Source organism: Micromonospora sp. CA-248212 (genome assembly GCF_050948405.1).
Taxonomy (GTDB): Bacteria; Actinomycetota; Actinomycetes; order Mycobacteriales; family Micromonosporaceae; genus Micromonospora.
On the sequence record NZ_CP192023.1, the window covers coordinates 3,134,425 to 3,157,054 of the forward strand.

26 protein-coding genes are annotated in these 22,630 nt (G+C 72.4%); 19 read left to right on the plus strand and 7 right to left on the minus strand.

All coding sequences use genetic code 11. The features are described 5' to 3' along the window. The first annotated feature begins 28 nt into the window (after window positions 1-28). The 5 genes from ACQP03_RS14950 to ACQP03_RS14970 are packed head-to-tail and all read left to right on the plus strand — an operon-like array spanning window position 29 to window position 3,915. Window positions 29-508, plus strand: coding sequence for a hypothetical protein (locus ACQP03_RS14950; protein ID WP_433461008.1), 480 nt, complete (start codon window positions 29-31; stop codon window positions 506-508). Then, window positions 508-969 carry a hypothetical protein gene (locus tag ACQP03_RS14955; protein ID WP_357121689.1) on the plus strand — a complete coding sequence of 154 codons (462 nt, stop codon included), beginning with the start codon at window positions 508-510 and terminating at the stop codon, window positions 967-969. The genes ACQP03_RS14950 and ACQP03_RS14955 overlap by 1 nt, the downstream gene beginning before the upstream one ends. Window positions 970-979: 10 nt before the next feature. Continuing rightward, window positions 980-1,507 (plus strand): PH domain-containing protein, encoded by a 528-nt coding sequence (locus ACQP03_RS14960; RefSeq protein WP_357121692.1) that lies wholly within the window; start codon window positions 980-982, stop codon window positions 1,505-1,507. Window positions 1,508-1,565: 58 nt separating this feature from the next. Beyond that, window positions 1,566-3,056: a flavin-containing monooxygenase gene (locus ACQP03_RS14965; protein WP_357121695.1), complete on the plus strand. Its 1,491-nt coding sequence runs from the start codon at window positions 1,566-1,568 to the stop codon at window positions 3,054-3,056. Next, a complete protein-coding gene (locus ACQP03_RS14970; protein ID WP_396832717.1) occupies window positions 3,043-3,915 on the plus strand; it encodes an SDR family NAD(P)-dependent oxidoreductase in 873 nt (290 codons plus the stop codon). Before ACQP03_RS14965 ends, ACQP03_RS14970 begins: the two co-directional genes overlap by 14 nt. On the opposite strand, the gene ACQP03_RS14975 is transcribed toward ACQP03_RS14970, so the two are convergent. The 3 genes from ACQP03_RS14975 to ACQP03_RS14985 form a co-directional block, all read right to left on the minus strand. Next, a complete protein-coding gene (locus ACQP03_RS14975) occupies window positions 3,916-5,385 on the minus strand; it encodes a cryptochrome/photolyase family protein (RefSeq protein ID WP_357121701.1) in 1,470 nt (489 codons plus the stop codon). Between the two features lie 75 nt (window positions 5,386-5,460). Continuing rightward, window positions 5,461-6,636, minus strand: coding sequence for a low temperature requirement protein A (locus tag ACQP03_RS14980; RefSeq protein ID WP_433461009.1), 1,176 nt, complete (start codon window positions 6,634-6,636; stop codon window positions 5,461-5,463). Between the two features lie 70 nt (window positions 6,637-6,706). After that, window positions 6,707-7,126 carry a hypothetical protein gene (locus ACQP03_RS14985; protein WP_357121707.1) on the minus strand — a complete coding sequence of 140 codons (420 nt, stop codon included), beginning with the start codon at window positions 7,124-7,126 and terminating at the stop codon, window positions 6,707-6,709. 182 nt (window positions 7,127-7,308) lie between these two features. On the opposite strand from ACQP03_RS14985, the gene ACQP03_RS14990 reads away from it, so the two are divergent. Further along, window positions 7,309-8,394, plus strand: coding sequence for an S-(hydroxymethyl)mycothiol dehydrogenase (locus ACQP03_RS14990; protein ID WP_357121710.1), 1,086 nt, complete (start codon window positions 7,309-7,311; stop codon window positions 8,392-8,394). Continuing rightward, window positions 8,394-9,023, plus strand: a complete 630-nt coding sequence (locus ACQP03_RS14995; protein ID WP_357121713.1) for an MBL fold metallo-hydrolase — start codon at window positions 8,394-8,396, stop codon at window positions 9,021-9,023. Before ACQP03_RS14990 ends, ACQP03_RS14995 begins: the two co-directional genes overlap by 1 nt. A 21-nt stretch (window positions 9,024-9,044) precedes the next feature. On the opposite strand, the gene tsaA is transcribed toward ACQP03_RS14995, so the two are convergent. Further along, on the minus strand, window positions 9,045-9,458 hold the full coding sequence (tsaA, locus tag ACQP03_RS15000) for a tRNA (N6-threonylcarbamoyladenosine(37)-N6)-methyltransferase TrmO (RefSeq protein ID WP_357121716.1): 414 nt from the start codon (window positions 9,456-9,458) through the stop codon (window positions 9,045-9,047). Window positions 9,459-9,512: 54 nt separating this feature from the next. On the opposite strand from tsaA, the gene ACQP03_RS15005 reads away from it, so the two are divergent. The 3 genes from ACQP03_RS15005 to ACQP03_RS15015 all read left to right on the plus strand — a co-directional run bounded on the left by ACQP03_RS15005 (window position 9,513) and on the right by ACQP03_RS15015 (window position 12,010). Next, entirely contained in the window at window positions 9,513-9,956 is a 444-nt protein-coding gene (locus ACQP03_RS15005) for a VOC family protein (protein ID WP_433461010.1), read from the plus strand. Beyond that, on the plus strand, window positions 9,953-11,065 hold the full coding sequence (locus ACQP03_RS15010) for a DUF3626 domain-containing protein (RefSeq protein WP_433461011.1): 1,113 nt from the start codon (window positions 9,953-9,955) through the stop codon (window positions 11,063-11,065). The genes ACQP03_RS15005 and ACQP03_RS15010 overlap by 4 nt, the downstream gene beginning before the upstream one ends. 231 nt (window positions 11,066-11,296) lie before the next feature. Continuing rightward, window positions 11,297-12,010 (plus strand): hypothetical protein, encoded by a 714-nt coding sequence (locus ACQP03_RS15015; protein ID WP_357121725.1) that lies wholly within the window; start codon window positions 11,297-11,299, stop codon window positions 12,008-12,010. Between the two features lie 59 nt (window positions 12,011-12,069). Here the strand turns inward: ACQP03_RS15015 and ACQP03_RS15020 are convergent, their stop codons facing one another. Then, the gene (locus ACQP03_RS15020; protein WP_357121728.1) at window positions 12,070-13,452 is read right to left on the minus strand and encodes an alpha/beta hydrolase family protein; all 1,383 of its coding nucleotides are present in this window, start codon (window positions 13,450-13,452) and stop codon (window positions 12,070-12,072) included. A 105-nt stretch (window positions 13,453-13,557) separates the two neighbouring features. On the opposite strand from ACQP03_RS15020, the gene ACQP03_RS15025 reads away from it, so the two are divergent. The 4 genes from ACQP03_RS15025 (at window position 13,558) to ACQP03_RS15040 (ending at window position 17,610) form a co-directional block, all read left to right on the plus strand. Continuing rightward, a complete protein-coding gene (locus ACQP03_RS15025) occupies window positions 13,558-13,980 on the plus strand; it encodes a MazG-like family protein (protein ID WP_433461012.1) in 423 nt (140 codons plus the stop codon). A gap of 529 nt (window positions 13,981-14,509) precedes the next feature. Next, entirely contained in the window at window positions 14,510-15,076 is a 567-nt protein-coding gene (locus ACQP03_RS15030) for a hypothetical protein (RefSeq protein WP_433461013.1), read from the plus strand. 712 nt (window positions 15,077-15,788) lie between these two features. Further along, window positions 15,789-16,502, plus strand: a complete 714-nt coding sequence (locus ACQP03_RS15035) for a hypothetical protein (RefSeq protein ID WP_396833333.1) — start codon at window positions 15,789-15,791, stop codon at window positions 16,500-16,502. A 136-nt stretch (window positions 16,503-16,638) separates the two neighbouring features. Next, window positions 16,639-17,610 (plus strand): pirin family protein, encoded by a 972-nt coding sequence (locus ACQP03_RS15040; protein ID WP_433461014.1) that lies wholly within the window; start codon window positions 16,639-16,641, stop codon window positions 17,608-17,610. Window positions 17,611-17,890: 280 nt separating this feature from the next. Here ACQP03_RS15040 and ACQP03_RS15045 read toward each other — a convergent pair whose 3' ends face one another. Together ACQP03_RS15045 and ACQP03_RS15050 are read right to left on the minus strand one after the other, a co-directional pair. Beyond that, entirely contained in the window at window positions 17,891-18,559 is a 669-nt protein-coding gene (locus ACQP03_RS15045) for a DUF1345 domain-containing protein (protein ID WP_357121742.1), read from the minus strand. A 42-nt stretch (window positions 18,560-18,601) separates the two neighbouring features. Next, the gene (locus ACQP03_RS15050; protein ID WP_357399052.1) at window positions 18,602-18,874 is read right to left on the minus strand and encodes a DUF2795 domain-containing protein; all 273 of its coding nucleotides are present in this window, start codon (window positions 18,872-18,874) and stop codon (window positions 18,602-18,604) included. 159 nt (window positions 18,875-19,033) lie between these two features. On the opposite strand from ACQP03_RS15050, the gene ACQP03_RS15055 reads away from it, so the two are divergent. The 5 genes from ACQP03_RS15055 (at window position 19,034) to ACQP03_RS15075 (ending at window position 22,469) form a co-directional block, all read left to right on the plus strand. After that, window positions 19,034-19,444 (plus strand): DUF2267 domain-containing protein, encoded by a 411-nt coding sequence (locus ACQP03_RS15055; protein ID WP_357121748.1) that lies wholly within the window; start codon window positions 19,034-19,036, stop codon window positions 19,442-19,444. Window positions 19,445-19,665: 221 nt separating this feature from the next. Further along, the gene (locus ACQP03_RS15060; RefSeq protein ID WP_357121751.1) at window positions 19,666-20,688 is read left to right on the plus strand and encodes a TerC/Alx family metal homeostasis membrane protein; all 1,023 of its coding nucleotides are present in this window, start codon (window positions 19,666-19,668) and stop codon (window positions 20,686-20,688) included. A gap of 76 nt (window positions 20,689-20,764) precedes the next feature. Further along, window positions 20,765-21,364 (plus strand): sulfite oxidase-like oxidoreductase, encoded by a 600-nt coding sequence (locus ACQP03_RS15065; protein WP_357121754.1) that lies wholly within the window; start codon window positions 20,765-20,767, stop codon window positions 21,362-21,364. A gap of 7 nt (window positions 21,365-21,371) precedes the next feature. Then, window positions 21,372-22,136 carry a ferredoxin reductase gene (locus ACQP03_RS15070; RefSeq protein WP_357122184.1) on the plus strand — a complete coding sequence of 255 codons (765 nt, stop codon included), beginning with the start codon at window positions 21,372-21,374 and terminating at the stop codon, window positions 22,134-22,136. A gap of 39 nt (window positions 22,137-22,175) precedes the next feature. Beyond that, window positions 22,176-22,469 (plus strand): DUF6510 family protein, encoded by a 294-nt coding sequence (locus tag ACQP03_RS15075; protein ID WP_355052334.1) that lies wholly within the window; start codon window positions 22,176-22,178, stop codon window positions 22,467-22,469. Window positions 22,470-22,630 lie beyond the last annotated feature (161 nt).

The window sequence follows — 22,630 nt, forward strand, 5'->3', positions numbered from 1 at the left end:
GTCAGCGAAGTGGTCCTACCGTCCCGGCATGGCATTCGACGACAAGGATCTACGAACGCTGGAGCCGATCGTGGTGGGCGGTTGGCAGCTCAAGCGTTACCACATCGACCAGCCGGGGCAGCCGATCGAACCGGCGGTGGAGAAGGCCGCCTACGACGTCCTGCCAGCGCTGCTGGCCCGCGCGGTGCGCGACGGCACGCCGGCCGCCGGGTGGGTGGTGCTGCACCGGGGCGCGGACACCGGCGCCTACCTGTTGGCGTACACCTGGGTGTGGGACAACGCGTTGCAGGCGCACATCGCGGTGGCCGGTCAGCCGGTGCTGGACTGCCCGGACGACGACCCGACCCACTTCGTCGAGCTGGGTCGGCGCGAGGTCGGCTGCGTCTGGGAGTTGGCGGTGCTGGAGCACGAGCGGGCCGCCTGGGTCCGGCACCTGCTGGCCCCGGAGAGCCCCGACCTGGCCGGTTATCTGGGCGACTCGCGGGCGGAAGGGCCGGTGGGCCACTGATGGGCGACTTCGACTTCTACGTGGGCACCTGGAACGTGGTCAACCGGCGGCTCCGCGAACGGCTCACCGGCTGCGACGAGTGGGACGAGTTCCCCGGCGTGTCGGTGGCGCGCAGCTTCTTCGGCGGGGGCGGCAACTTCGACGAGATAACCTTCCCGACCAGGGGTTTCTCCGGTGCCACGATCAGGATCTTCGACCCGGCGAGCGAGCAGTGGTCGATCTACTGGATGAACAGCGGTCGCGGCGAGTTGGAGCAGCCGCCGATGGTCGGTCGTTTCGTCGACGGGGTGGGCCGCTTCTACGCCGACGACCAGCACGAGGGGCGTCCGGTCCGGTGCCGGTTCATCTGGTCCGGGATCACCGCGACGAGGGCCCGCTGGGAGCAGGCGTTCTCGGTCGACGGCGAACGAACCTGGGAGACGAACTGGATCATGGAATCGACGCGAGCGTCCATGGACTAGCCTGCGGGCCGTGCGCAGATGGCGGCGGATGGATCCGTGGGGCCTCACCCAGGCGGTCACCGGGCTCATGGTGGTGGTCGGATCGGTGGTGGGCCTGGCGATGCTGGCGGGCGTCGGGTCGGCGCTGCTGCGCGGAGACCTCGACCCGCGCGACGATGTCGGCGTGTTCACCGTGTTCCCCTTCCTCGGGTTGTGGTTGACGGGCGTCACCCGCATGTACCTGACCGGGATCTACGTCAACGACGAGGGCGTACGGCTGCGGCACATCTCGCGCACCCGGACGTTCCCATGGTCGGAGGTGACCGGGTTCGAGGCGCGTCCCGCGCTGTTCCTCGGCGGGCCCACCGTGCGCCTCGCGTGCTGGGTGCGGACGACCGGCGGCGCGTTCGAGTCGTCGGTGCAGCGGCGGTCCCGCAAGGGCGGGTGGCGCAAGAACAGCGGACCGGTCCTCGCTCCGGACGACTTCGAGGGGATGCTCGCTCGGCTCGACGCCGAGCGGGCGTCCCGCCGCTCCGGCCCGCAGGCGGTCCGACGCTAGTTAACGGTCGTTCGGTCGCGGTGTTAGGGTCCGACCACCGCCCCGGATGGAGGAAACGATGCCCTCCGACCACGTTGACGTGCTCATCGTCGGCGCCGGCCTGTCCGGCGTCGGCGCGGCCTGCCACCTGCGCCGCGACTGCCCCGACAAGACGTACGCGGTGCTGGAGGCGCGCGACGCGGTCGGCGGCACCTGGGACCTGTTCCGCTACCCGGGCGTCCGGTCCGACTCGGACATGTTCACCCTCGGCTACGCGTTCCGGCCATGGACCGACGCGCGGTCGATCGCCGACGGCGCGAGCATCCTCGAGTACGTGCGCGAAACGGCCCGGGAGTACGACGTGCAGCGGCACATCCGCTTCTCCCACCGGGTGACGCGCGCCGAGTGGGACAGCGACGCCGCCCGCTGGACGGTGTACGCCGAGCGCACCGACACCACCGAGACCGTGGTGCTGACCTGCTCGTTCCTGTTCGCCTGCACCGGCTACTACCGGTACGACGAGGGCTACACGCCCGCCCTGCCGGGCGTCGACGCGTACGCCGGGCGGTTGGTGCACCCGCAGCACTGGCCGGACGACCTCGACCACGCCGGCAAGCGGGTGGTGGTGATCGGCAGCGGCGCGACCGCCGTGACGTTGGTGCCGGCCCTGGCGCGGCGGGCCGCCCACGTGACGATGCTGCAACGCTCACCGTCGTACCTCATCGCCCTGGCCGCACGCGACCGGCTGGCCGACGCCCTGCGGCGTCGGCTGCCGGCGGGCGTCGCGTATCCGGTGGTGCGGTGGAAGAACGTGCTGCTGTCCACGGCCACGTTCCAGCTCAGCCGGCGCGCGCCGGGGCTGGTGAGACGGCTGCTGCGGCGGGCCGCGACGCGCCTGCTGCCGGTCGGGTACGACGTCGACCGGCACTTCTCGCCCCGGTACGACCCGTGGGACCAGCGCCTCTGCGTGGTGCCCGACGGCGACCTCTTCACCGCCGTGGCGGAGGGTCGGGCGTCGGTGGTGACCGACACCATCGACACGTTCACCGCCGACGGCCTCCGATTGGCCTCGGGCGACGAGGTGAGCGCCGACATCGTGGTCACCGCGACCGGGCTCAACCTGCTCGCCCTCGGTGGCCTGACGCTGCGCGTCGACGGTGTCGACGTCGACCTGGCCGACACCGTCGCCTACAAGGGCATGATGCTCTCCGGGGTGCCGAACTTCGCGCTGACCATCGGTTACACCAACGCGTCGTGGACCCTCAAGGCCGACCTGGTCGCCGGCTACGTCTGCCGGCTGCTGCGCCACCTGGACCGGACCGGCCAACACGTCGTGACCCCGCTGCCGCCGCCCGGCGATGAGCGGGCGCCGCTGATCGACCTGCGCTCCTCGTACGTGCTGCGCGGTGTCGCGGCCCTGCCCCGGCAGGGCGCGCGGACGCCGTGGCGGCTGCACCAGAACTACGTCCGCGACGTGCTGCTGATGCGGCACGGCCGGCTCGCCGACGAGGGTGTGCGGTTCTCCCGCCGCGCCCGCCAGGGAAGGAGCACCGATCGTGCGGAGGTTTGAGTTCGCCGGCGCGACGGCAGTGGTGACCGGCGCGGCCAGCGGCATCGGCGCGGCGCTGGCGCACGGCCTGGCCCGTCGCGGCTGTGACCTGGTGCTCCTGGACCGGGACGCCGAGCGGCTGGACGGCGTCGTCGCCGCCATCGGCGTCGCGCACCCGGACCGGCGGGTGCACACCTACCGGGTGGACCTCGCCGACCCGGCGGCCACCGCGCGGGTGGCGGCCGAGATCGGCCAGCGTCATCCGCGGATCCGGCTGCTGGTCAACAACGCCGGCGTCGGCCTCGGCGGTCGGTTCGACCAGGTCACGTTCGACGAGTTCAGCTGGGTCATCGAGATCAACTTCCGGGCGGTGGCGCAGGTGACGCACGCGCTGCTGCCCGCGCTCAAGGCCGAACCGGGGGCGCACCTGGTCAACATCTCCAGCCTGTTCGGGCTGATCGCGCCGGCCGGGCAGGTCGCGTACGCGGCGAGCAAGTTCGCCGTCCGGGGCCTGACCGAGGCGCTGCGGCACGAGCTGGTCGACGACGGCATCGGCGTGACGTCGGTGCACCCGGGCGGGATCCGGACCCGGATCACCGAGAACGCCCGCGTCGGCAGCGGCGTGCCGGCCCAGGAGTACGCCGCCGGTCGGGCGCAGTTCGAGAAGCTGCTCACCATCGCCCCTGAGCGGGCCGCCGAGGTGATCCTGCGGGGCGTCGAGCGACGGCGGGGCCGGGTGCTCATCGGCTGGTCGGCGAAGGTGCCCGACCTGTTGGCCCGGATCATGCCGGCGTCGTACCACCGGGTGCTGATGGTCGGCCTGAACCGGGGCGTGGCGCGGCCCGCGCCGGTCCCGCCGCCGGTCGCCGACCCCACCTGATCAGGGCGGGCTGCCGCCGCGCTTCTCCTCCTGGGCCAGCACCGCCTCCCGGTGCTCGGGCTCGTCGCGGCGGGCCAGCTCGGCGGCGAGTCGCGGGTCGGCCACCAACCGCTCCCGGTTGCGGTGCAGGAAGCTCTCGAAACCCCCGGTGTACGGGCAGGCCAACTCGCCGAGCGCCCGCTCCGGCGCGTACCGGCAGCCGGCGCAGTAGTCGCTGATCTCGTCGATGTCGGTGCCGTCCACCGCGTACGGGCGGGTGTCCACCCTGGCCAGGTCGGCGTACTGGCTCATGCCGATCACGGTCGCGTTCATCACCCAGTCGGTGCCGTCGACGAAGCAGCGCTGGAACCAGTCCGCCACCTCGGCGGGACGCCAGCCGCGCTGCAACGCGTAGTTGCCCAGCACCAGCAGCCGGGGGCTCTGGTGCGTCCAGGCCCGGTCCCGGACGGCGGCGAGCACGTCGGCCAGACAGCGCGCCTCCACCGCGTCGGCGTCCAGGTCGGCGAACCACTGCGGCATCGGCTCGGTCGCGGCCAGCCAGTTCGCGCCCCGGAACCGCGGCTCGTGGTACCAGTACAACTGCCAGAGGAACTCCCGCCAACCGAGCAGCCCGCGGATGAACGGCTCCACCGCCGTACGGGGGGCGGCGCCGGACCGCCACGCCTGCTCGGCGGCGCGCACGGCCGGCTCGGGGTGCAGCAGCCCCAGGTTGAACGACGAGGAGAGCGTCGAGTGCGCGAACAGCGGGTCGTCGGCGCTCATCACGTCGGCGTAGCGGCCGAACCCGGGCAGCCGGTACGCGAGGAAGTGCGCCAACCGGGCCTGCGCCTCGTCGTGCGTGGCCGGGTACCGCCGGGGGCCGTCCCGACCGACGAACCGGACCCCGTCGGCCGCCCACCCGTCGAGGTCGCGGCGGACCTGCGCGTCGATGTCGTCCTCGACGATGGGCGGTGGTGGCGGCGGGGTGGCGGGCACGGCGGCGGCCTCACCGCGCGGGCGGCGCGGCGTCGGGGCCGAGGCGGCGATCCGGGACGGCCCGCTGAGCACCTCGTGCCGGCGACGGGCCTGCCGGTAGTAGTCGGCCATCCGCAGCGGGCCGCGCCGGGTGCGGTCCGCCCAGGCCGCGAAGTCGGACTGGCTGGTGATGAAACCGCGCGGCGGCAGCACGGTCAGGCCGGGCACCGAACGGGCGAACGCCAGCGCGGCCCGGGAGTGCGGGTGGCACACCTCCACCGGCTCGGTGACCTGCGTCAGTGCCTCGCGGAACGTGTCGGTGCGCAGCAGCAGCGCCCGGTCGCCCAGCTCGGCGGCGCGGTGGCGCAGGGCGGAGAGGATCAGGTGCGCCTTCTGCCGGTGCATCGGGCGGCGGCGGAACAGCTCCCGGATCTCCACCAGGAGGACCGGTTGATCGGGGTCGTCGAGGAAATGTGGCCCGAGTTGGTCGGCCAGCAACCATCGGCGGCGTAACATCCCGCAATTCTGCCCATTTTCGGGCCGTCCCGCGCGCCGGCAGGCCGGATGATCGATGTCTGATCCAGATCGATGTCAGGCCGTACGGCTCGTGACGGCCCCGGCATCACGTTCGCGCAGCACCACCGTCAGGGCCACGAGGGCGACCAGCAGCAGCGCGAGCCCCGGCACCGGGGCCGGTCCGAGCGGCACGAGCAGCGCCACCGCGGCGACGACCGGATAGGCGACCACCACCGCGCCGTGCTGTTGGCGGCGGACGTGCAGCACCCAGACGGTGAGCAGGAAGACGGCCAACGGTACGGCCACCGCGTACGCGGCGGTCGTTCCGGACACGTGCGCGAGGTGCCGCTCGTGGTCCACCACCACGGGCAGGCCGGCGCCGACGGCGGCGATCGCGGCGAAGACGAGGTAGTGGCCGTAGCCCCAGACCAGGGAGTACGGCAGCCGGTCCGGCGTCTCGACCGGGCGGTCGAAGTAGAGCCACCAGAGCGCGTACACGATGACCGCGCCGGCCGCCGCGAGCGCCCAGAGACCGTGGTCGCCCGCGTCCAGCCCGGTCTGGATCGCCAGGGAGATCGCCAGCACCGCCTCGCCGAGCACGATCAGCGTGAACAGTCCATACCGCTCGCCGATGTGCCCGGGGTGCCACGGGGTCATGCCCGGCCGCTCGGCCACCGCCGGAACGAGCAGGTCGGCGAGCGCCAGCAGCAGGAACGTGACGATGCCCCAGTCGTCCGGCAGCGCCAGCCGCAGCAGCCAGCCGAGCTGCACGATGGTCACGCCGATCGCGTACCTGCGCGCCGCGGCCCGGTGCGTCGGATCTCCGGCGGCGGCCCGGCTCCACTGCACGACGGCGGCCAGCCGCATGACCACGTACCCGTAGGTGATGACGGTGAAGTCGCCCTCGGCGAACGCGCGCGGCACCCCGGCCGCCAGGATCAACGCCCCGGTGATCTGCACCAGCGTGGTGATCCGGTAGACGTCGTCGTCGGTGTCGTACGCCGAGGCGAACCAGGTGAAGTTCATCCACGACCACCAGATCGCGAAGAACACCATCAGGTAGCTGCGCAGCGCGTGGTCGAGGTGCCCTTCGGCGACGTCGTGGTGCAGGGCGGACGCCGCCTGCGCCACGGCCACCACGAAACACAGGTCGAAGAAGAGTTCCAGTGGAGTGGCCGCGCGGTGCGGCTCGTCCCGGCGGCGGGGCCGCATGGGCCGGTAGAACGGCCGCACCGAACGACTGTGGGTCACCGCAGCTCCTCAGGCCGACCGTCGGGGTCGGGCACACGATAACGGGTGCCGGCGGCGCGGTTACGCCTGATCAGCCGCGCCGACGGCGGTGGGTCAGCCCCTCCAGCACGAGCGTCAGGCCGGCGCCGACCAGCCACACGTCCTTGGCCAGCCCGGCACCCTGCTGCGTCGGTCGGATGCTGCCCTGCCGGCGCATCCCCGGCGTCTTCAGGTAGAGCTGCACGAGACCCGCGCCGAACGCGGTCAGGCCGAGCCCCACCAGGGGCGTCGGCACGAACGGCGCGAGCAGCGCCGCCCCGAGAGCGATCTCCGAGTACGACAGCAGCTTGGCGAACCGGGGTGGGTCCAGTTGGCCGAGCTGCGGCATTGCCGCCACCGCCATCCCGTGCATGGCCTGCGCGGCCTCGCCCTCCAGATTGCGCTTGCCGAGACCCGAGTCGAGGAAGTACGCGCCGATGCTGGCCCGCAGCGGCAGGTGCGCGATTTTCATGATCACTCCCGGTGGCCGTGGTCCGAATCGTGGCCCGCGTACCCCGCGTGACCCGCGATAACCCGCCCCCTGGCCGACTGGGCCGGCCGTGGTGATCGCGGTAGGTTCGCCCGGGGCCCACCGCCGAGCCCGCTTCACCGCCCGGCCCCGGGTCCCGCCACCGACCACCACCAGGAGGCGCAGTGAGCCAGGAAGTCCGGGGAGTCATCTCCCGCAGCAAGGGCGCACCGGTCGAGGTCACCACCATCGTGGTGCCCGACCCCGGCCCCGGTGAGGCGATCGTCCGGGTCCAGTCCTGCGGCGTCTGCCACACCGACCTGCACTACCGCGAGGGCGGCATCAACGACGACTACCCGTTCCTGCTCGGCCACGAGGCGGCCGGCATCGTCGAACAGGTGGGGGAGGGCGTCACCGACGTGGCCCCGGGCGACTTCGTGGTGCTCAACTGGCGGGCGGTCTGCGGCGACTGCCGGGCCTGCCGTCGCGGCCGACCCTGGTACTGCTTCAACACGCACAACGCGAAGCAGCGGATGACCCTCACCGACGGCACGGAACTCACCCCGGCGCTGGGCATCGGCGCGTTCGCCGAGAAGACGCTGGTGCACGCCGGGCAGTGCACGAAGGTGGACCCGGCGGCGCGGCCGGCCGCGGTGGGCCTGCTCGGCTGCGGTGTGATGGCCGGCCTCGGCGCGGCCCTGAACACCGGCAACGTGACCCGCGGCGACTCGGTCGCGGTGATCGGCTGCGGTGGCGTCGGGGACGCGGCGGTGGCCGGCGCGGCCCTCGCCGGCGCCACGACGATCGTGGCCGTGGACACCGACAGTCGCAAGCTGGACTGGGCGAGGAAGTTCGGCGCCACGCACACCGTGAACGCCTCCGACACCGATCCGGTCGAGGCGATCCGCGCCGCCACCGGCGGTTTCGGCGCGGACGTGGTCATCGACGCGGTGGGCCGACCGGAGACCTGGAAGCAGGCGTTCTACGCCCGGGACCTCGCCGGCACCGTCGTGCTGGTCGGCGTACCGACCCCGCAGATGCGGATCGAGCTGCCACTGCTGGACGTCTTCGGGCGCGGCGGCGCGCTCAAGTCCAGCTGGTACGGCGACTGCCTGCCCAGCCGGGACTTCCCGATGCTCACCGAGCTGTACCGGCAGGGCCGCCTCGACCTGGACGCCTTCGTCACCGAGGAGATCGCCCTCGACCAGGTCGAGAACGCGTTCGAGCGGATGCACCACGGCGACGTGCTGCGTTCGGTGGTGGTGTTCTGATGACCGTCCGGGTCGACCACGCGGTCACCGCCGGCACGTTCTCGCTCGACGGGCAGACCTTCGAGGTGGATAACAACGTGTGGGTGATCGGCGACGACGACGAGTGCGTCGTCCTCGACGCGCCGCACGACGTGGCCGCGATCCTCGCGCTGGTGGGCGAGCGCCGGGTGCGGGCCATCCTCGCCACCCACGCGCACGACGACCACGTACGGGTCGCCCCCGAACTGGCCGAGGCCACCGGCGCGCCGATCCTGCTGCACGCCGACGACCGGGTGCTCTGGGACCTGGTCCACCCCCACCTGCCGCCGCACGGCGAACTGCACGACGGGCAGATCGTCAAGGTGGCCGGCACCGCCCTGGAGGTGCTGCACACCCCGGGGCACAGTCCCGGCGCGTGCAGCTTCCACGCCCCGGGCCTGAGCGCGGTGTTCACCGGCGACACCCTGTTCCAGGGCGGACCGGGCGCGACGGGGCGGTCGTACAGCGACTTCGACACCATCGTCGAGTCGATCCGTACCCGGCTGTTGACCCTGCCACCGGACACGGTCGTGCACACCGGCCACGGCGACGACACCACCATCGGCGCCGAGGCCCCGCACCTGCCGGAGTGGCTGGCCCGGGGGCACTGACCCGAGCGGCCGGCGGACGCCTCAGCGTTCGTCGGCCGCGCCCAGCACCGGTTTCACGTCCAGCACCGGGGTGCCGTCGAGGGCTTCCAGGTCGGCGACCTCGACGCGCAGCCCGTCCACCGCCAGCACCCGGACCCGGTGCAGCCCGATCGGGTTGGGCCGGTGCGGTGAGCGGGTGCTGAACACGCCGGTCACCGGGCGGGTCTCGTCACCACGCGGACGCACCGCCAGGACGTCGCGCCGGGCCCGGTCCAACCAGGTCAGCACCAGCAGCTCCGCGCCGACGTCCAGGTCGCGCAGGGCGGGCTCGACCTGCGGCTCGAACACCAGCCAGGCCGGTGGCGAGCCCTCGTCGCCCTGCCGCGGCGCGGTCGCCGCGTCGGTCAGCGGCGAGGCGACCCGGCCGACCGGACGCAGCAGGTACGCGTCGACCATCCTCGCTCCCTTCGGGACAGTGTCAGCGTCAGCGTAGGCGTTACGATCCGCCGCATGGCCGCCGAGCACCCCGTACCCGTCGTCCGTCAGCTGCGCCTCGTCGTGGAGGCGGCCGACCACGAGGCCGCCGTGGCGTTCTTCCGGGACGCGCTCGGCCTGCCCGTGGAGGCCGAGTTCACCAGCGACGGGGACGCGCGGGTGGTGATCCTGGACGCCGGCCGGGCCACGTTGGAGATCGCCAACCCGGCGCAGAAGCGCCTGATCGACGAGGTCGAGGTGGGCCGTCAGGTCGCCCCGCGCCTCCGGGTGGCCTTCGAGGTGGACGACGCCGCCGCGACCACGGCCCGGCTGGTCGCCGCCGGTGCGAGCGAGGTCGCGCCGCCGACGCTGACGCCGTGGCGCTCGCTCAACGCGCGCCTCGACGCCCCCGCCGACCTGCACATCACCGTCTTCCAGGAGCTGGACACGCAGCCGGACACGGAGCCGGACACGCCGTGACGGCGACGTCCGAGCGGGACGTGCCGCACGCCGGGGCCCTGACGCCGGCGCAGGCGTCCGCCCTCGCGTACGTGCGGTCGTCGGCGGTGACCGAGCGTCCTGCGGCGCTCGCCACGATCGCCCGCCACCTCGCCGCCGCCGCTGTCGACGAGCCGGCTCAGCGGTTGCTCGCCGCCGTCGAGCGCGGCCGGATCACCGTCAACTTCCACCCGGATCGGTTGTGCGCCGACGGGCGTGCCGTCGCGACCGCGCTGGCAGACGACGGGGTGTACCGCAGTCAGTTCGTCACGGGGATCTCCGCCGGTGGCCTCACCGCGTACCCCGGTGGCGACCGGGACCGTTGGGAGCGGCGGATGTTCGGCGGCGCGTACCAACAGACCGGGGTGACCCCGGCGGACCGCCCGATCTACGGTGGGTTGAACCTGCTCGACCACGCCGACGGCGCCTGCCCCCGCTTCGGCTCCTGCCATCTGCGGCTGCGTCCGGCGGTGCTGGCGCGGGCGACCTTCTGCCTCGGCGACAGCTACCTCGGCCCCGGTGTGGTGGGGACGGCGGACGCCTTCGAGGCGGTCCTCGCCGGGCTCCTGGCCGAGGTGGCCCGTACCGGCGTGTGCCTCGGCCGCGCCGAGACGGACGTCGCCGCCCTGGCGCGGACGCTGCTCGACGGCCCGCGCACGCCGGGAACCGTCGGTCGGGCGCTCGACGACTACGTGGAGGCCCAGGTCCACGGCGCTCTCGACCTCGCGTCCGACGTCGAGGAGCTGGTTGCGGACCCGTCCTTCGTCGGCACCGCCACCGGCGAGCAGTTGGAATCTCTCGCGCGTCGGTACGGTTTCCCGCTGCGCTGGCACCCCGGCTTCGTGCTGCCCGTCGGCGAGGTCGACGCCGAGTTCCGGGGTCCCGCCATCCCGGTGCTCGCGGCCCGCCTGCACCGGGAGTTCGGCCAACCGGACGCGCCGGTGGACGCGGCGCTGATCGGCCGGGGCGCCGTGTCGCTGGTGACCGAGCCCCAGCGGTGGGCCGACCGGGGTCCGTTCGCGGACAACCTTCAGCACCTCAAACAGCTCTGGCACGTGCTCGTCCGGTTCGGCGTGGCCCATCCGGGCTGACCCGTCTGCGTCGATAGTCCGGATCCGCCCACCCGTCACCCGGGTCCGGCCGGCCATCCGAATTCCCGGGAGTGACTGGGTCCCCAGCTCGGGGTGACTCCGGCATTTCCGGAATGACCGACTCGTCAACCCGGTTGTGTCCCCCGTACCGCCGGAGCCCAAACCCCTTTCCGCGGTCAATCCCGAGGGGCGTTCACCCCGGAGCGCTCCGCACGATCGAAAGGAACCATCGTGAAGCCCGACTTCACTCGATGGCTCCCCGCCATCGCCAAGGACTCGTACCGCAAGACCGCGCTCGGCGTGGTGGGTGTGGCCGCCCTCGGTGGTCTGGCGCTCGCGCCGACCGCGACCGCCGCCCCGGTCACCTCCGGGCCGCACCAGGGCGCCGTCGCCGCCATCGACCTCGCCACCGGCAAGGCCGCCACCGGCGCTGCGCACCAGGAGCAGCCCGTCGAATCCGGCCTGACCACCGGCTCCGCCACCGGCAAGCCGCCGACCGGCAAGCCGAGCCGCGACGAGCTGATCCCGCACGGCATCGAAGGCGCGCAGTCGCGCATCCCGCTCGACAAGGCGCAGCTCGACAACGCCCGGTCGATCGTCGACGCGGCCAAGAAGACCGGCGTCGGCGACCGTGGCGCGGTGATCGGCGTCGCCACCTCGTTGCAGGAGTCGAAGCTCTACAACCTCGGCCACCTCGGCGCGTCCAACGACCACGACTCGCAGGGCCTGTTCCAGCAGCGTCCGTCGTCCGGTTGGGGTTCGCCCGAGCAGATCACCGACCCGGAGTACGCCGCCACGGCGTTCTTCGACGCGCTCAAGAACGTGGGCGGTTGGCAGGACCTGCCGCTAACCACCGCCGCGCAGACCGTGCAGGTCTCCGCGTTCCCGTACGCGTACGCGCAGTGGGAGGAGCAGGCGGCGGACCTCGTCCAGCAGCTCTGGTGACAGCATCCTGAACACACCGGCCGGCTCCCGTCACGGGGGCCGGCCGGTCTCGTCTTTCGTCAGCAGGGGGCGTAGAGGCGGCGGGTGCCATCCCCGGCGGCGTACACCGCCCGGTCGCTGAACCGGCAGCCGTAGTCGGGTCGGGCCACCACCGCCGGATCGGTCACGGTGTCGCCGGCCGGGCGCTTGCCGGTGCGTACCCAGGACACCAGGTCGTCCCAGGCGGCCCCGGCCTCGGCCGGGCTGAACTCGCAGTGCTGCGCGGCCCGGATGGCCCGCTGCACCACCAGCCGGCTACGACCGTGCCGTGCCACGTCGGTGGCGTACGCCTGCTCCATGCTGAACGGTACGAACAGGTCACCGAGGTCGTGCAGGCTGACCACCGGCGCGCTGGGACGGCCGGCGATGCGCGGCACCTCCGTCAGCGTCGGCAGCAGCCGCTGCCGGACGTTCTCCGGCGCGACCCGCCGCACGGTCGAGTTCAGGTCGACCGGACTGTTCGGGCGGTAGCGGGTGAGCAGGTTCGTGGCGAGTTGTCCGGGCCGCTGGGCGGGGGAGTCGCCGCCCTCGGTCACCATGATCGAGAAGAGGAAGTCCTTCCACACCGCGAACGCGGCGTCAGCGCCGGGACGCGGCCCGCCCGAACGGTCCACCGTCACGGCCCGCAACTGCTTGCCCCGCTCGGTGGTCGTGTCCGGGCCGGTCGGCGTGAGCCCCGCGAGGCCCAGCGTCGCCTGGATGCGCGGCACCGCGTTGTTCAGGTAGTCGGTCGGCGTGGGGTAGGCCGGCACTCCGGCGAGCGCCTGCGCGACCAGGTTGTAGTCCAGGTAGAAGTCGAGCAGCCTCTGGTCGCCGAGCACCCCGCACATGGGCAGGGCGCCGTCGTAGTAGCCGGGATACTGCTCCAGCGAGCGACCGATGACGTACCCGCCCATGGACACCCCGGCGAGATACGTGCGGTGCGGCCGACGCACCGTCCGGGCGAAGTGGTCCGCGATATCCTTCGTGCCCAGCACCCCGGAGCGGATGTCGAAGCCGTTGCGGTCGTACGACGACGACGCCCACGCGTACCCCTGGGACAGCAACCGTTGGCGCAGCTCGAAGCCCGGCGGCTCCGGCGAGAGAACCGTGCCCTGACCCCGGTAGCCGTGCGCCCACAGCACCAGGTCGCCGTTCCACCGGGCGGGAACCTCGATGATGTACGCGGCGTGCCGGTGCACGCCCTGACGTACCGTCGTCGGTTTACCCGCCACCGTCAGCGGCGTCAGCGGCGGGTTCTGGAAGGTGTAGCCGGGCAGCGGCTGGTCGCCGTCGGAGCCGCGGTCCGCTGCGACGCCTGCTGCGGCGGCGGTGGGTGCGGGGCCGATCAGCCCGACGGCCAGGGTCAGTGTCGCGGTGGCGGCGACCAGGCGGCGCAGGGTGCGAACGGGTACGGACAGCATCGATGCTCCCCATCGGACGGATGTCGCCTGCGGGGGCGACCAGGCGGGACGGTTGCCTACCGGCCGGTAGCGTCCTGAACCTAGGACCGCCTTCGACCGGAGTCAATGGCTACGCTGACCGACCGGTCAGGCCCCGAGGGAGCCCGGTGGCGCTGGGCCTCGACGGCGTGGGTGCCGATCGTCGGCCGGTCCGGTCCGATGCGGTTGACTGTCGTCGTGGACGACTCGATCTGGGCGGCGGCCCGGGCTGCGCGGGGCTGGCTGGACACCGCGAACGGCACCGGGGAGACGGAACTGACCTGCCGAATCCTCAAGCTGACCGAGGAGGCGGGCGAGGCGTCCGCCGCCTGGATCGGCCTGCTCGGGCAGAATCCGCGCAAGGGTGTCACCCACACGCGCGAGGACGTGGCAGCCGAACTGGCCGACGTGGTGTTCACCGCGTTGGTGGCGATCGAGAGCCTGGGACTCGACGCGCGAACCGTTCTGGACTCGTGTGCGAACAAGGTCCGATCTCGCCTGGGCGAGTGAGGCAGCCCGCCGCCGGCCCCCCGGCGGTCGTGCGGTGTCGTGATCGACACGAGTTCGCCGATATCGGGGCATCGACCGGTCCGGGATGCCCCGAGTTCGCCGATCCGGAGTCGATCACCCAGGCCGACCGCCGTGCGTGGGTGGTGTGTCCGGTTGTGGGGCCGCTGTGGTGACCGGCTGCACCCGTGGGCCGGAATCCTGGCGGGCTGGGGGTCGTTACACCCTCCGACGATCGCAGGACCACGGCCGAGCCCCCCGCCCCCGGGGGAGCCAAGCCCCCGGGAATGACCCCGGACCGCAGGTCGTTACACCCGGTCCCGGCACGACGAGCCCCGCTCACGCGGATCGTCAGCCCTCCGGGAATGGCCCCGCCCCCCGGGTCGTTACACCCGGACCGGCCGCCACGAGCCCCCGCTCGCAGGCCGCCCCCCAGTCTTTGAGCGCCCGGACGAGGTGCTGACACCCCCGTCACCGATCCCCCGCAGTGGTGACGGGTGGGTGTTTCCTACCCCCGAAGGAGCAACCCCTGATGAACACGATCTTCCGCAAGAGCATGCTGTCCATCGCTGGTCTCGCGTTCGCCGGTGGCGTCTTCGCCGGCCCCATCGCCGCCCACGCCGCCACCCCGGCCGTGGACGCCAAGCCCGCCGCCGCAGCGGTGCAGACCACCGCACCCAAGCCGCAGGGCGACCAGTCCCACATCGACCTGAACGGCGAGCAGACCGGCAACGCCAAGGCCATCATCGCGGCCACCAAGAAGGCGGGTCTGCCCGAGCGGGCTGCGGTCATCTCGATCGCGACGAGCCTGCAGGAGTCGAAGCTGGAGAACCTGGGTCACCTCGGCGACGCCAACGACCACGACTCGCTGGGTCTGTTCCAGCAGCGCCCGTCGAGCGGTTGGGGCACCCCGGAGCAGATCACCGACCCGGAGTACTCGACGACGGCGTTCCTCAAGGGCCTGCGTCAGGTTGACGGCTGGCAGGACATGCCGCTGACCGACGCCGCGCAGACCGTGCAGGTGTCGGCGTACCCGGACGCGTACGCGCAGTGGGAGCAGCAGGCCACCGACCTGGTCGCCCACAACTGGAACAGCTAAGACACACAGATGGCCGGCACCCGACAACGGGTGCCGGCCATCACCGCATTTCCAGACCTCGGCGGCGTCGGGGTGGGCCTACCGTCGGTGGCGTGATGCCTGTGGGTCATCAAGATGACGCACAGGCATCACGCTTGTTGGGGCGGCGTGGGGTGGGGCCGGGGTGGGCCGACTGCCGGTGGCGTGATGCCCGCGGGTCATCACGATGGCGGACGCAGTCGACGCCGTCGGTGGCCAGCGGGCTGCGGATCCCGCGTGGCGACGTAGCGCAGTGGCGTTGTCAGCGCGCGGTGATCCGATCGACGATCGCGTCCGTACCCTCCGGCGGGGACCGGCGGAGGGACAGGGCATGGCCGTGGTGGGTGACGGCAGCGAGCATCAGGCGGCACGCCGAACAGGTCGGCAATGCGCGCAGACGATGGCGGCGGCTCGGACGGCTGCGGCGCACCTGCCGGCCGACGACCCGGCGACGAGCCAACCGGGGTCCGAGCCGGCCAGCCGGGACCGGGAGACCAGCACAGCGGGACCGCCGCCCGAGACAGAGCCTCGCCCGGCGTCCGATGCAGGCTCACCTGCGGGCCGGGACGTTGCGCCGCGTTCGAGGCAGGACACGGAGGTAGGGCCACCGGAGGCGGAGGTCGCGTCGGGACGCTGGTCCGTCGGTGCCCGCCTGCTGCTGACCGCCGCTGCCGTCGTGCTTGTGCTCGGCGTCATGGCCGTCGCGGTGATCGTGAGTGACCCCTACCGCCTCGGTCAGACCTACAGTGACACGGGTCCGCAGGACACGAGGCAGGACGCCGCGGCGGCATCCGACCAGACGATGACCGCGTCGTTGGCGGGCCGGCAGAAGGCCACCTTCGTGCTCGTCGACGGGTTGACGTCGTTCGACCTGCGGGTGACGGACCTGGGTGACGACCTCTACCGGATCAGCAGCCCGTCCGGCACGGGTGTGGCTGCCCGGCCGGTGCTCGATGGGGAGACGGTCCGGCTCGGCGTGGTGGCCGCCGGCGCGTCCGATGGACGGGCCGTACGGGTGTTGCTCAGCGAGCGGGTCGCCTGGCGTCTGCGCCTGGAGGGTGGGGTCAGTGAGCAGGTGCTGGATCTGACGCGGGCGCGTCTGCGGGGAGTGGACCTTGTCGGCGGCTCCGCTCGTACCGATCTCATCCTGCCGCCCGTGGATCGCGGCGTCATGACGGTGCGGTTGACCGGCGGGACCAGCCGGCTCTCCGTCCGGGTGCCGGGCACGCCGCCGGTGCGGGTGCGCGCGGGCTCGGGCGCCGGCTCGGTGGTGGTCCGCGACCAGCGGTGGAACGGGGTCGCCGCCGGGGATCTGGTGAGCACGCCGGGATGGGACCGCTCGTCCAACCGGATCTTTCTGGACCTGGTCGCGGGCGTCAACGCGGTGACGGTGGCCGAGGCCCGGTGACGGCGGGCCGGCTTCAGCGGCCGGGGTGACGCCGGGTGGATCGAGCGCGGGTCCGAGCGCCCGCGCGGTTGAGTTGGGGGTCACCCCGAACCGGAAGCGCCGCTGTCGGTGGAGCGCGCGAGCGTACAGTCGGGCGGTGGAGCGTACCGAATCGATGCTGGCGCAGACCCGACCGCCCGGCGTGGCCGACGTCGATCCCGGCAGCGTGCTGCTGCCCGGCCACGACGTGCCGCTCGGTCGGTACACGACGGTGCGGCGTCTGCTGCCGCAGCGGCCCCGACGGATGGTCGGCGCGTGGTGCTTCGTGGACCATTTCGGCCCGGATGATGTGGCGCAGCGACCGGGCATGGAGGTTCCGCCGCACCCGCACACTGGGCTGCAGACGGTGACGTGGCTGCTCGACGGCGAGATCATCCACCGGGACAGCCTGGGCAACGTCCAGGCGATCCGACCCGGCCAGTTGAACGTGATGACCTCCGGGCACGGCATCGCCCACTCGGAGCGGTCGCCGGCCACGCACCCGCCGGTGATGCACGGTGTGCAGCTCTGGGTGGCGCTGCCGGACCCGACGCGGGCCGGCGCGGCCGACTTCGCCCACCACGCCGACCTGCCGCGCTGGCGCGACGGTGAGGTCGACGCGACGCTGCTGGTGGGCGAGTTCGCCGGGCAGCGGTCGCCGGCGGTGGTGCACACCCCGCTGGTGGGCGTGCAGCTCGAGCTGGGCGGGTCCGCGCCGACGACGCTCCCGTTGCGACCCGACTTCGAGTACGCCGTGTTGGCGATGTCCGGCGCGGCCGAGGCCGCCGGGGTGGGCTTCGAGCCGGGGGCGCTGCTCTATCTGGGTACGGGTCGGCGTGAGCTGACCGTGCGCGGCGGGGCGGGGGCGCGGCTGTTGCTGCTGGGCGGTACGCCGTTCGAGGAGCCGCTGGTCATGTGGTGGAACTTCGTGGGCCGTTCGCACGAGGAGATCGCCGAGGCTCGGGACGACTGGATGGCGGGGCGGCGTTTCGGGGTGGTGGCCGACGACGCGGCGTCGCCGCTGCCCGCGCCCGCGCTGCCCACCACCCGGCTCAAGGCCCGCGACCGTACCGGCGGCCTGCACGGCTGACCCGACCCGCTCTGCGGAACGGCCGACCGAGGGCTGACGTGCGTTGGCCCACAGTTCGGCAAAAACTGACCGTACGGAGGATGTTCTGTCGTATGGTTGTACCCGGCAGTGCTGACCGCTCGGTTCGGGCGGGCATCCACCGCCTGGTGGCCGCGACCGGTTCGGACGTGGTCCACCGCCTGGGCAGGTTTGCGTGGCGCCCCCGGTCGCGGTTCGTGGCCAAGGGGCGCCCGCCTGTCCCGGCGAGGCTCCCGCCCGTGACGCAGCCGGGCCTCAGCTCTCAATGCGCCAGCCCCGCCAGCAGGTTCACCGTGACGGCGATGACGAACGCGCCGAACAGGTACGACACCATCGAGTGCCGCAGCACCGTCCGGCGCATCTCGTTGCTGGTCAGGTTGGTGTCGGAGACCTGGAACGTCGCCCCGACGGTGAACGCCACGTAGGCGAAGTCCGAGTACCGGGGCGGTTCACTCTGGTTGAAGTTCACCCCGCCGTCCGGGCCCGTGTAGTAGATCCGCGCGTAGCGGGCGGCGAAGACGGTGTGCACGACCAGCCAGGACAGCACCACGCTGAGGACCCCGAGCGCGCCGTACAGGTCGCGGCGTACTCCGGGTGGCGCGGCGTGCGCGCTGGCCAGGACCAGCCCGACGGCCAGCAGGCTGGCGAGGCAGGCGATCAGCAGGACCACGTCCCGGGTGGCCCGGTTGGGGTCCTCGTGCACGGCGAGTTGCGCGGTGCGCGGCGCGTCCATCGGCCAGAGCTTGCGCCAGACCAGCGTCAGCCAGCTCAGCGCGGCGGCGTCCCAGCCGGCCAGCGGGGACAGCGCGGGCGACAGCGCCAGGGCGAAGACGCCGCCCACGAGGACGCCGACGGCCGCCACGATGGCGAGCTGCGTCGCCGCGGGGGTGTGCCCGTCCGGCGGGCGCGACAGCGGACCGGTGCCGGTCATCGGCGACGCCGGCTCGCCACGACGGACGACCCCACCGCGTGGTCAGATGCCGCGCAGGTGCTGCGACACCCGGTTGTGCTTCTTGTCCCGGGCCTGCGTGGCGCGTTGCGCCGGGCCGACCTCGGGGGCCGCCTCGATGCCGGCCGAGCGGGCCACCTCGGTGCCGTTGGCGTAGTCGACCGGCGGCAGGGCGCGCAGCGCCTTGAGCACGTCCGGCGGGGCGCCTTCACGTTCGGCCTCGCGGACCACGTCGTCCTTCTCGGCCGGGTAGTCCAGGCTCGACAGGTACTGCAGGACGTCCGCGTAGCTCGCCATGTCTGGGGCTCCCTCGGGGCATGGATTGGTCGCGTCCGGCGGCGGTTACCCGTCCGCCGTCGGGTCACGCCCGGCTCGGTCCGGGAAATCCGGCGTCGTTTCCACCGGGGCGCGGCGGGTACCCGCAGGCGCCGCAGACACAGTTCGAGGGAGTACGCGATGAACTACGACACCTTCGTCGACCAGGTTTCCCAACGCACCCGTACGTCGTCGGAGCAGGCCGTCGAGCTGACCCGGGCGGTGCTGGAGACGTTCGCCGAGCGGCTGACCGGTGGCGAGGTGCTGGACCTGGCTGCCCAGTTGCCGCAGCCGCTGCAACTGGTGCTCAAGCCGAGCCCGAGCACCGAGCAGGCGGACCGCTTCGGGGCGGCCGAGTTCGTGGCGCGCGTGGCGTTGCGGGCGCGGGTCGAGGAGCCGGCGGCGCGGGACGCCGTCCGGGCGGTGTTCACCACGCTGCGCGAGGCGATCACGGGCGGCGAGTTCGACGACGTGGCGACGCAGTTGCCGCGCGACTACCGGGACCTCGTCGAGCAGGCGATGGCCCCCGGCGCGACGCTGCGCCGCGCCTGACGGCGGGCGGAGAAGCGGGCGCACACAGCGGTTGGCCAGGGCAACCATCGACGTCCGGCTTGGCGTGTCGATCCGGCCTGGCCTAACCTGGTCGTGGCGAGGGGAGTACTTCCCACGAACCATTCCGGTCAGTACGGCACGCCCGGCGTGCCTCGGGTGGTTGCCCATCAGGTGATGGGTGAAGGAGACCTCGAACATGACACGGTGTTCGAGGAGACCCCATGACCGAATTGTCCCCCTTGGCGGCGGCGAGTGACCTGACGTCGATCGGTACGCCCACCCTCTGGGCGGTGACGATCGCCGGCGTACTGCTCCTGCTGGTGCTGGACTTCCTGGTGACGCGCAAGCCGCACGAGGTGTCCATGCGCGAGGCGATCGGCTGGTCGGCCTTCTACATCGCCCTGCCGCTGGCCTTCGGCGGCTGGCTCTGGGCCCGCTACGGCTCCCAGCAGGGCGTCGAATACCTGACCGGTTACCTCGTCGAGAAGTCGCTCTCGGTCGACAACCTCTTCGTCTTCATGCTGCTGCTGGCCGCGTTCGCGGTGCCGGCCGTGCTGGCCCAGCGGGTGCTGCTCTACGGCATCGCGGGCGCCCTGGTGCTGCGGGCGGTCTTCATCGCCCTCGGCGCGGCGGCGCTGCAGACCCTCGACTTCGCGTTCCTGCTCTTCGCGATCATCCTCATCGCCACCGCGGTGAAGCTCCTGCGCGACGCCCTCTCCGGGCACGAGCAGGAGGTCGACATCAACACGATGCGTTCGGTCAAGCTGCTGCGCAAGGTCATGCCGGTGGTCGACGACTACCACGGCACCCGGATGACCGTCCGGGAGGGCGCCCGGCGGGCGCTCACCCCGTTCGCCCTGGTGGTGGTCGCGGTGCTGGCCACCGACATCGTCTTCGCCGTCGACTCGGTGCCGGCGGTCTACGGGATCACCGAGGACCCGTACCTGGTCTTCGCCACCAACGCCTTCGCCCTGCTCGGCCTGCGGGCGCTCTACTTCGTCCTGCACGCGGCGCTGAGCCGGCTGGTGCACCTCAGCTACGGTCTGGCGATCATCCTGGCGTTCATCGGGCTCAAGCTGGGTCTGCACTGGGCGCACGGCATCTGGGAAAGCGTGCCGCAGATCCCCACCCTGGCCTCGCTCGGCGTGATCATCGGCGTGCTCGTGGTGGTCACCCTGACCAGCCTGCGCGCCACCCGGGGCGGCACGCCCGCCGAGCGCGAGGTCGTGACCGAACGGCACTGACCGCGCCGCGCCGGGCCCACGAGGGGGTACGCGGGAAAGCTCCCGCCCCGGCCGGCCCGGGTGGTACGACTGTGCAATGGGAATCGTGTCACCGGGCTTCCAGGGTCGGCCCCGATCACAGGAGCCGGCCCTGCCGCCCGGTCAGTACCTGACCGAGGATTTCCCGGTGCTCTCGGCCGGCCCGACACCCCGGGTCTCCCTGGACACCTGGGAGTTCGTCATCGCCGCCGAGAACGGCACCGAGTACCGGTGGTCGTGGCAGGAGTTGATGGCGCTTCCGCAGGAGACGCCGACCGTCGACATCCACTGCGTCACCCACTGGTCGAAGCTCGGCACCTCCTGGACGGGCGTCTCCCTGGACACCCTGCTCGACGGTGTGGACACTGGCGCGCACTTCGCGCTCGCGCACTCCTACGGCGGCTACACCACCAACCTGCCCCTGGACGACCTGCGCGGCGGCCGGGCGTGGGTGGCGCACACCTTCGACGGCGCGCCGCTGCCGGCCGAGCACGGCGGGCCGGCCCGGCTGCTCGTGCCGCACCTGTACTTCTGGAAGTCCGCCAAGTGGGTGCGCGGCATCCGGCTCAAGACGATGGACGAGCCGGGTTTCTGGGAGACCGCCGGGTACCACGACTACGGCGACCCGTGGCGCGAGCAGCGGTACCAGGGTGACTGAGCGGGCCGTGGCGACGGGCACCCCGGCCCGCGCGCCGATCAAGTGGCAGGTGGCCCGGCTGGTGGAGCGCCGGGTGGAGACGGCGTCCGCGCAGACGCTGGTCCTGGAGGTGCCCGACTGGCCGGGGCACCTGCCCGGCCAGCACGTCGACGTGCGCCTGACCGCCCCGGACGGCTACCAGGCCGCCCGGTCGTACTCGATCGCCGGGCCGGTCGTGGACGGGCCCGGCGGCCCGCGCATCGAGGTGACCGTCCAGCGGGTCCACGACGGCGAGGTGTCTCCGTACCTCATCGATGTCTTCGCCGCCGGCGACCCGGTGGAGATCCGCGGACCGCTCGGTGGCTGGTTCATCTGGCGTCCGGAGCAGACCGATCCGGTGCAGCTCGTGGCCGGCGGCTCCGGGGTCGTCCCGCTGATGGCGATGATCCGGGCCCGGCGGGAGGTCGGCAGCAAGGTGCCGTTCCGGCTGATCTACTCGGTCCGCACGCCGCAGGACGTGATCTACGCGGACGAGCTGCGCCGTCGGGGCCGCGACGACTTCGGCCTGGACGTGGCGTACGTCTACACGCGCGAGGCCCCCGACGGGTGGCGCGGCGAGCCGCACCGGGTCGGCCTGGCCGACGTCAACACCCACGGTTGGCCGCCGGATCTGCAACCGCTCACCTACGTCTGCGGTCCGACCGGGTTCGTGGAGGCCGTGGCCGACCTGCTGGTGGGGCTGGGCCATCAGTCGCGGCGGATCAGGACCGAACGCTTCGGCCCCACCGGCTGAGAGCGCGCCCGCCGCTCACCGTCTTGTCGAGGAGATCCGATGACCAACATGTCCTACCTGGACGGCAACATGCTCGACGGTCCGCTGCGCGAGCTGTTCGCCGTCGACCTGAGCACCGCGATGGGCCGCTGCGAGAACTGCGGGATGACCGGCTCGATGGCCAGCCTGCACGTCTACTCGCACGCCCCGGGTCTGGTCGGCCGCTGCCCGTCCTGCGAGTCGGTGATGGTGCGGCTGGTGCGCGGGCCGGACCGGGCCTGGCTGGACATGCGCGGCGTCACCTACCTCCAGGTGCCGATGCCGATGGAGCAGACGCTGCCCGAGCCGCTCTGACGGGGCGGCTCAGCGGGGGTGAGCGCGGGAAAGTGGATAAATACTTGATTTTTCATAGTCTTGAATTTATCGATGCCTTCTTGCCCGGTTTCCCGGTATGCGGTCGGATGTCCGGCAACTGTTAAGACAGTTGTCTATTCATCCACCCGTACTGAGGAGAG

Coding starts and splice junctions, on each gene's coding strand:
- ACQP03_RS14950 (WP_433461008.1), top strand. CDS start 29: ATGGCATTCGACGACAAGGATCTACGAACGCTGGAGCCGATCGTGGTG.
- ACQP03_RS14955 (WP_357121689.1), top strand. CDS start 508: ATGGGCGACTTCGACTTCTACGTGGGCACCTGGAACGTGGTCAACCGG.
- ACQP03_RS14965 (WP_357121695.1), top strand. CDS start 1,566: ATGCCCTCCGACCACGTTGACGTGCTCATCGTCGGCGCCGGCCTGTCC.
- ACQP03_RS14975 (WP_357121701.1), bottom strand. CDS start 5,385: ATGTTACGCCGCCGATGGTTGCTGGCCGACCAACTCGGGCCACATTTC.
- ACQP03_RS14985 (WP_357121707.1), bottom strand. CDS start 7,126: ATGAAAATCGCGCACCTGCCGCTGCGGGCCAGCATCGGCGCGTACTTC.
- ACQP03_RS14995 (WP_357121713.1), top strand. CDS start 8,394: ATGACCGTCCGGGTCGACCACGCGGTCACCGCCGGCACGTTCTCGCTC.
- tsaA (WP_357121716.1), bottom strand. CDS start 9,458: ATGGTCGACGCGTACCTGCTGCGTCCGGTCGGCCGGGTCGCCTCGCCG.
- ACQP03_RS15005 (WP_433461010.1), top strand. CDS start 9,513: ATGGCCGCCGAGCACCCCGTACCCGTCGTCCGTCAGCTGCGCCTCGTC.
- ACQP03_RS15020 (WP_357121728.1), bottom strand. CDS start 13,452: ATGCTGTCCGTACCCGTTCGCACCCTGCGCCGCCTGGTCGCCGCCACC.
- ACQP03_RS15025 (WP_433461012.1), top strand. CDS start 13,558: ATGGCTACGCTGACCGACCGGTCAGGCCCCGAGGGAGCCCGGTGGCGC.
- ACQP03_RS15030 (WP_433461013.1), top strand. CDS start 14,510: ATGAACACGATCTTCCGCAAGAGCATGCTGTCCATCGCTGGTCTCGCG.
- ACQP03_RS15035 (WP_396833333.1), top strand. CDS start 15,789: ATGGCCGTCGCGGTGATCGTGAGTGACCCCTACCGCCTCGGTCAGACC.
- ACQP03_RS15045 (WP_357121742.1), bottom strand. CDS start 18,559: ATGACCGGCACCGGTCCGCTGTCGCGCCCGCCGGACGGGCACACCCCC.
- ACQP03_RS15050 (WP_357399052.1), bottom strand. CDS start 18,874: ATGGCGAGCTACGCGGACGTCCTGCAGTACCTGTCGAGCCTGGACTAC.
- ACQP03_RS15055 (WP_357121748.1), top strand. CDS start 19,034: ATGAACTACGACACCTTCGTCGACCAGGTTTCCCAACGCACCCGTACG.
- ACQP03_RS15060 (WP_357121751.1), top strand. CDS start 19,666: ATGACCGAATTGTCCCCCTTGGCGGCGGCGAGTGACCTGACGTCGATC.
- ACQP03_RS15065 (WP_357121754.1), top strand. CDS start 20,765: ATGGGAATCGTGTCACCGGGCTTCCAGGGTCGGCCCCGATCACAGGAG.
- ACQP03_RS15075 (WP_355052334.1), top strand. CDS start 22,176: ATGACCAACATGTCCTACCTGGACGGCAACATGCTCGACGGTCCGCTG.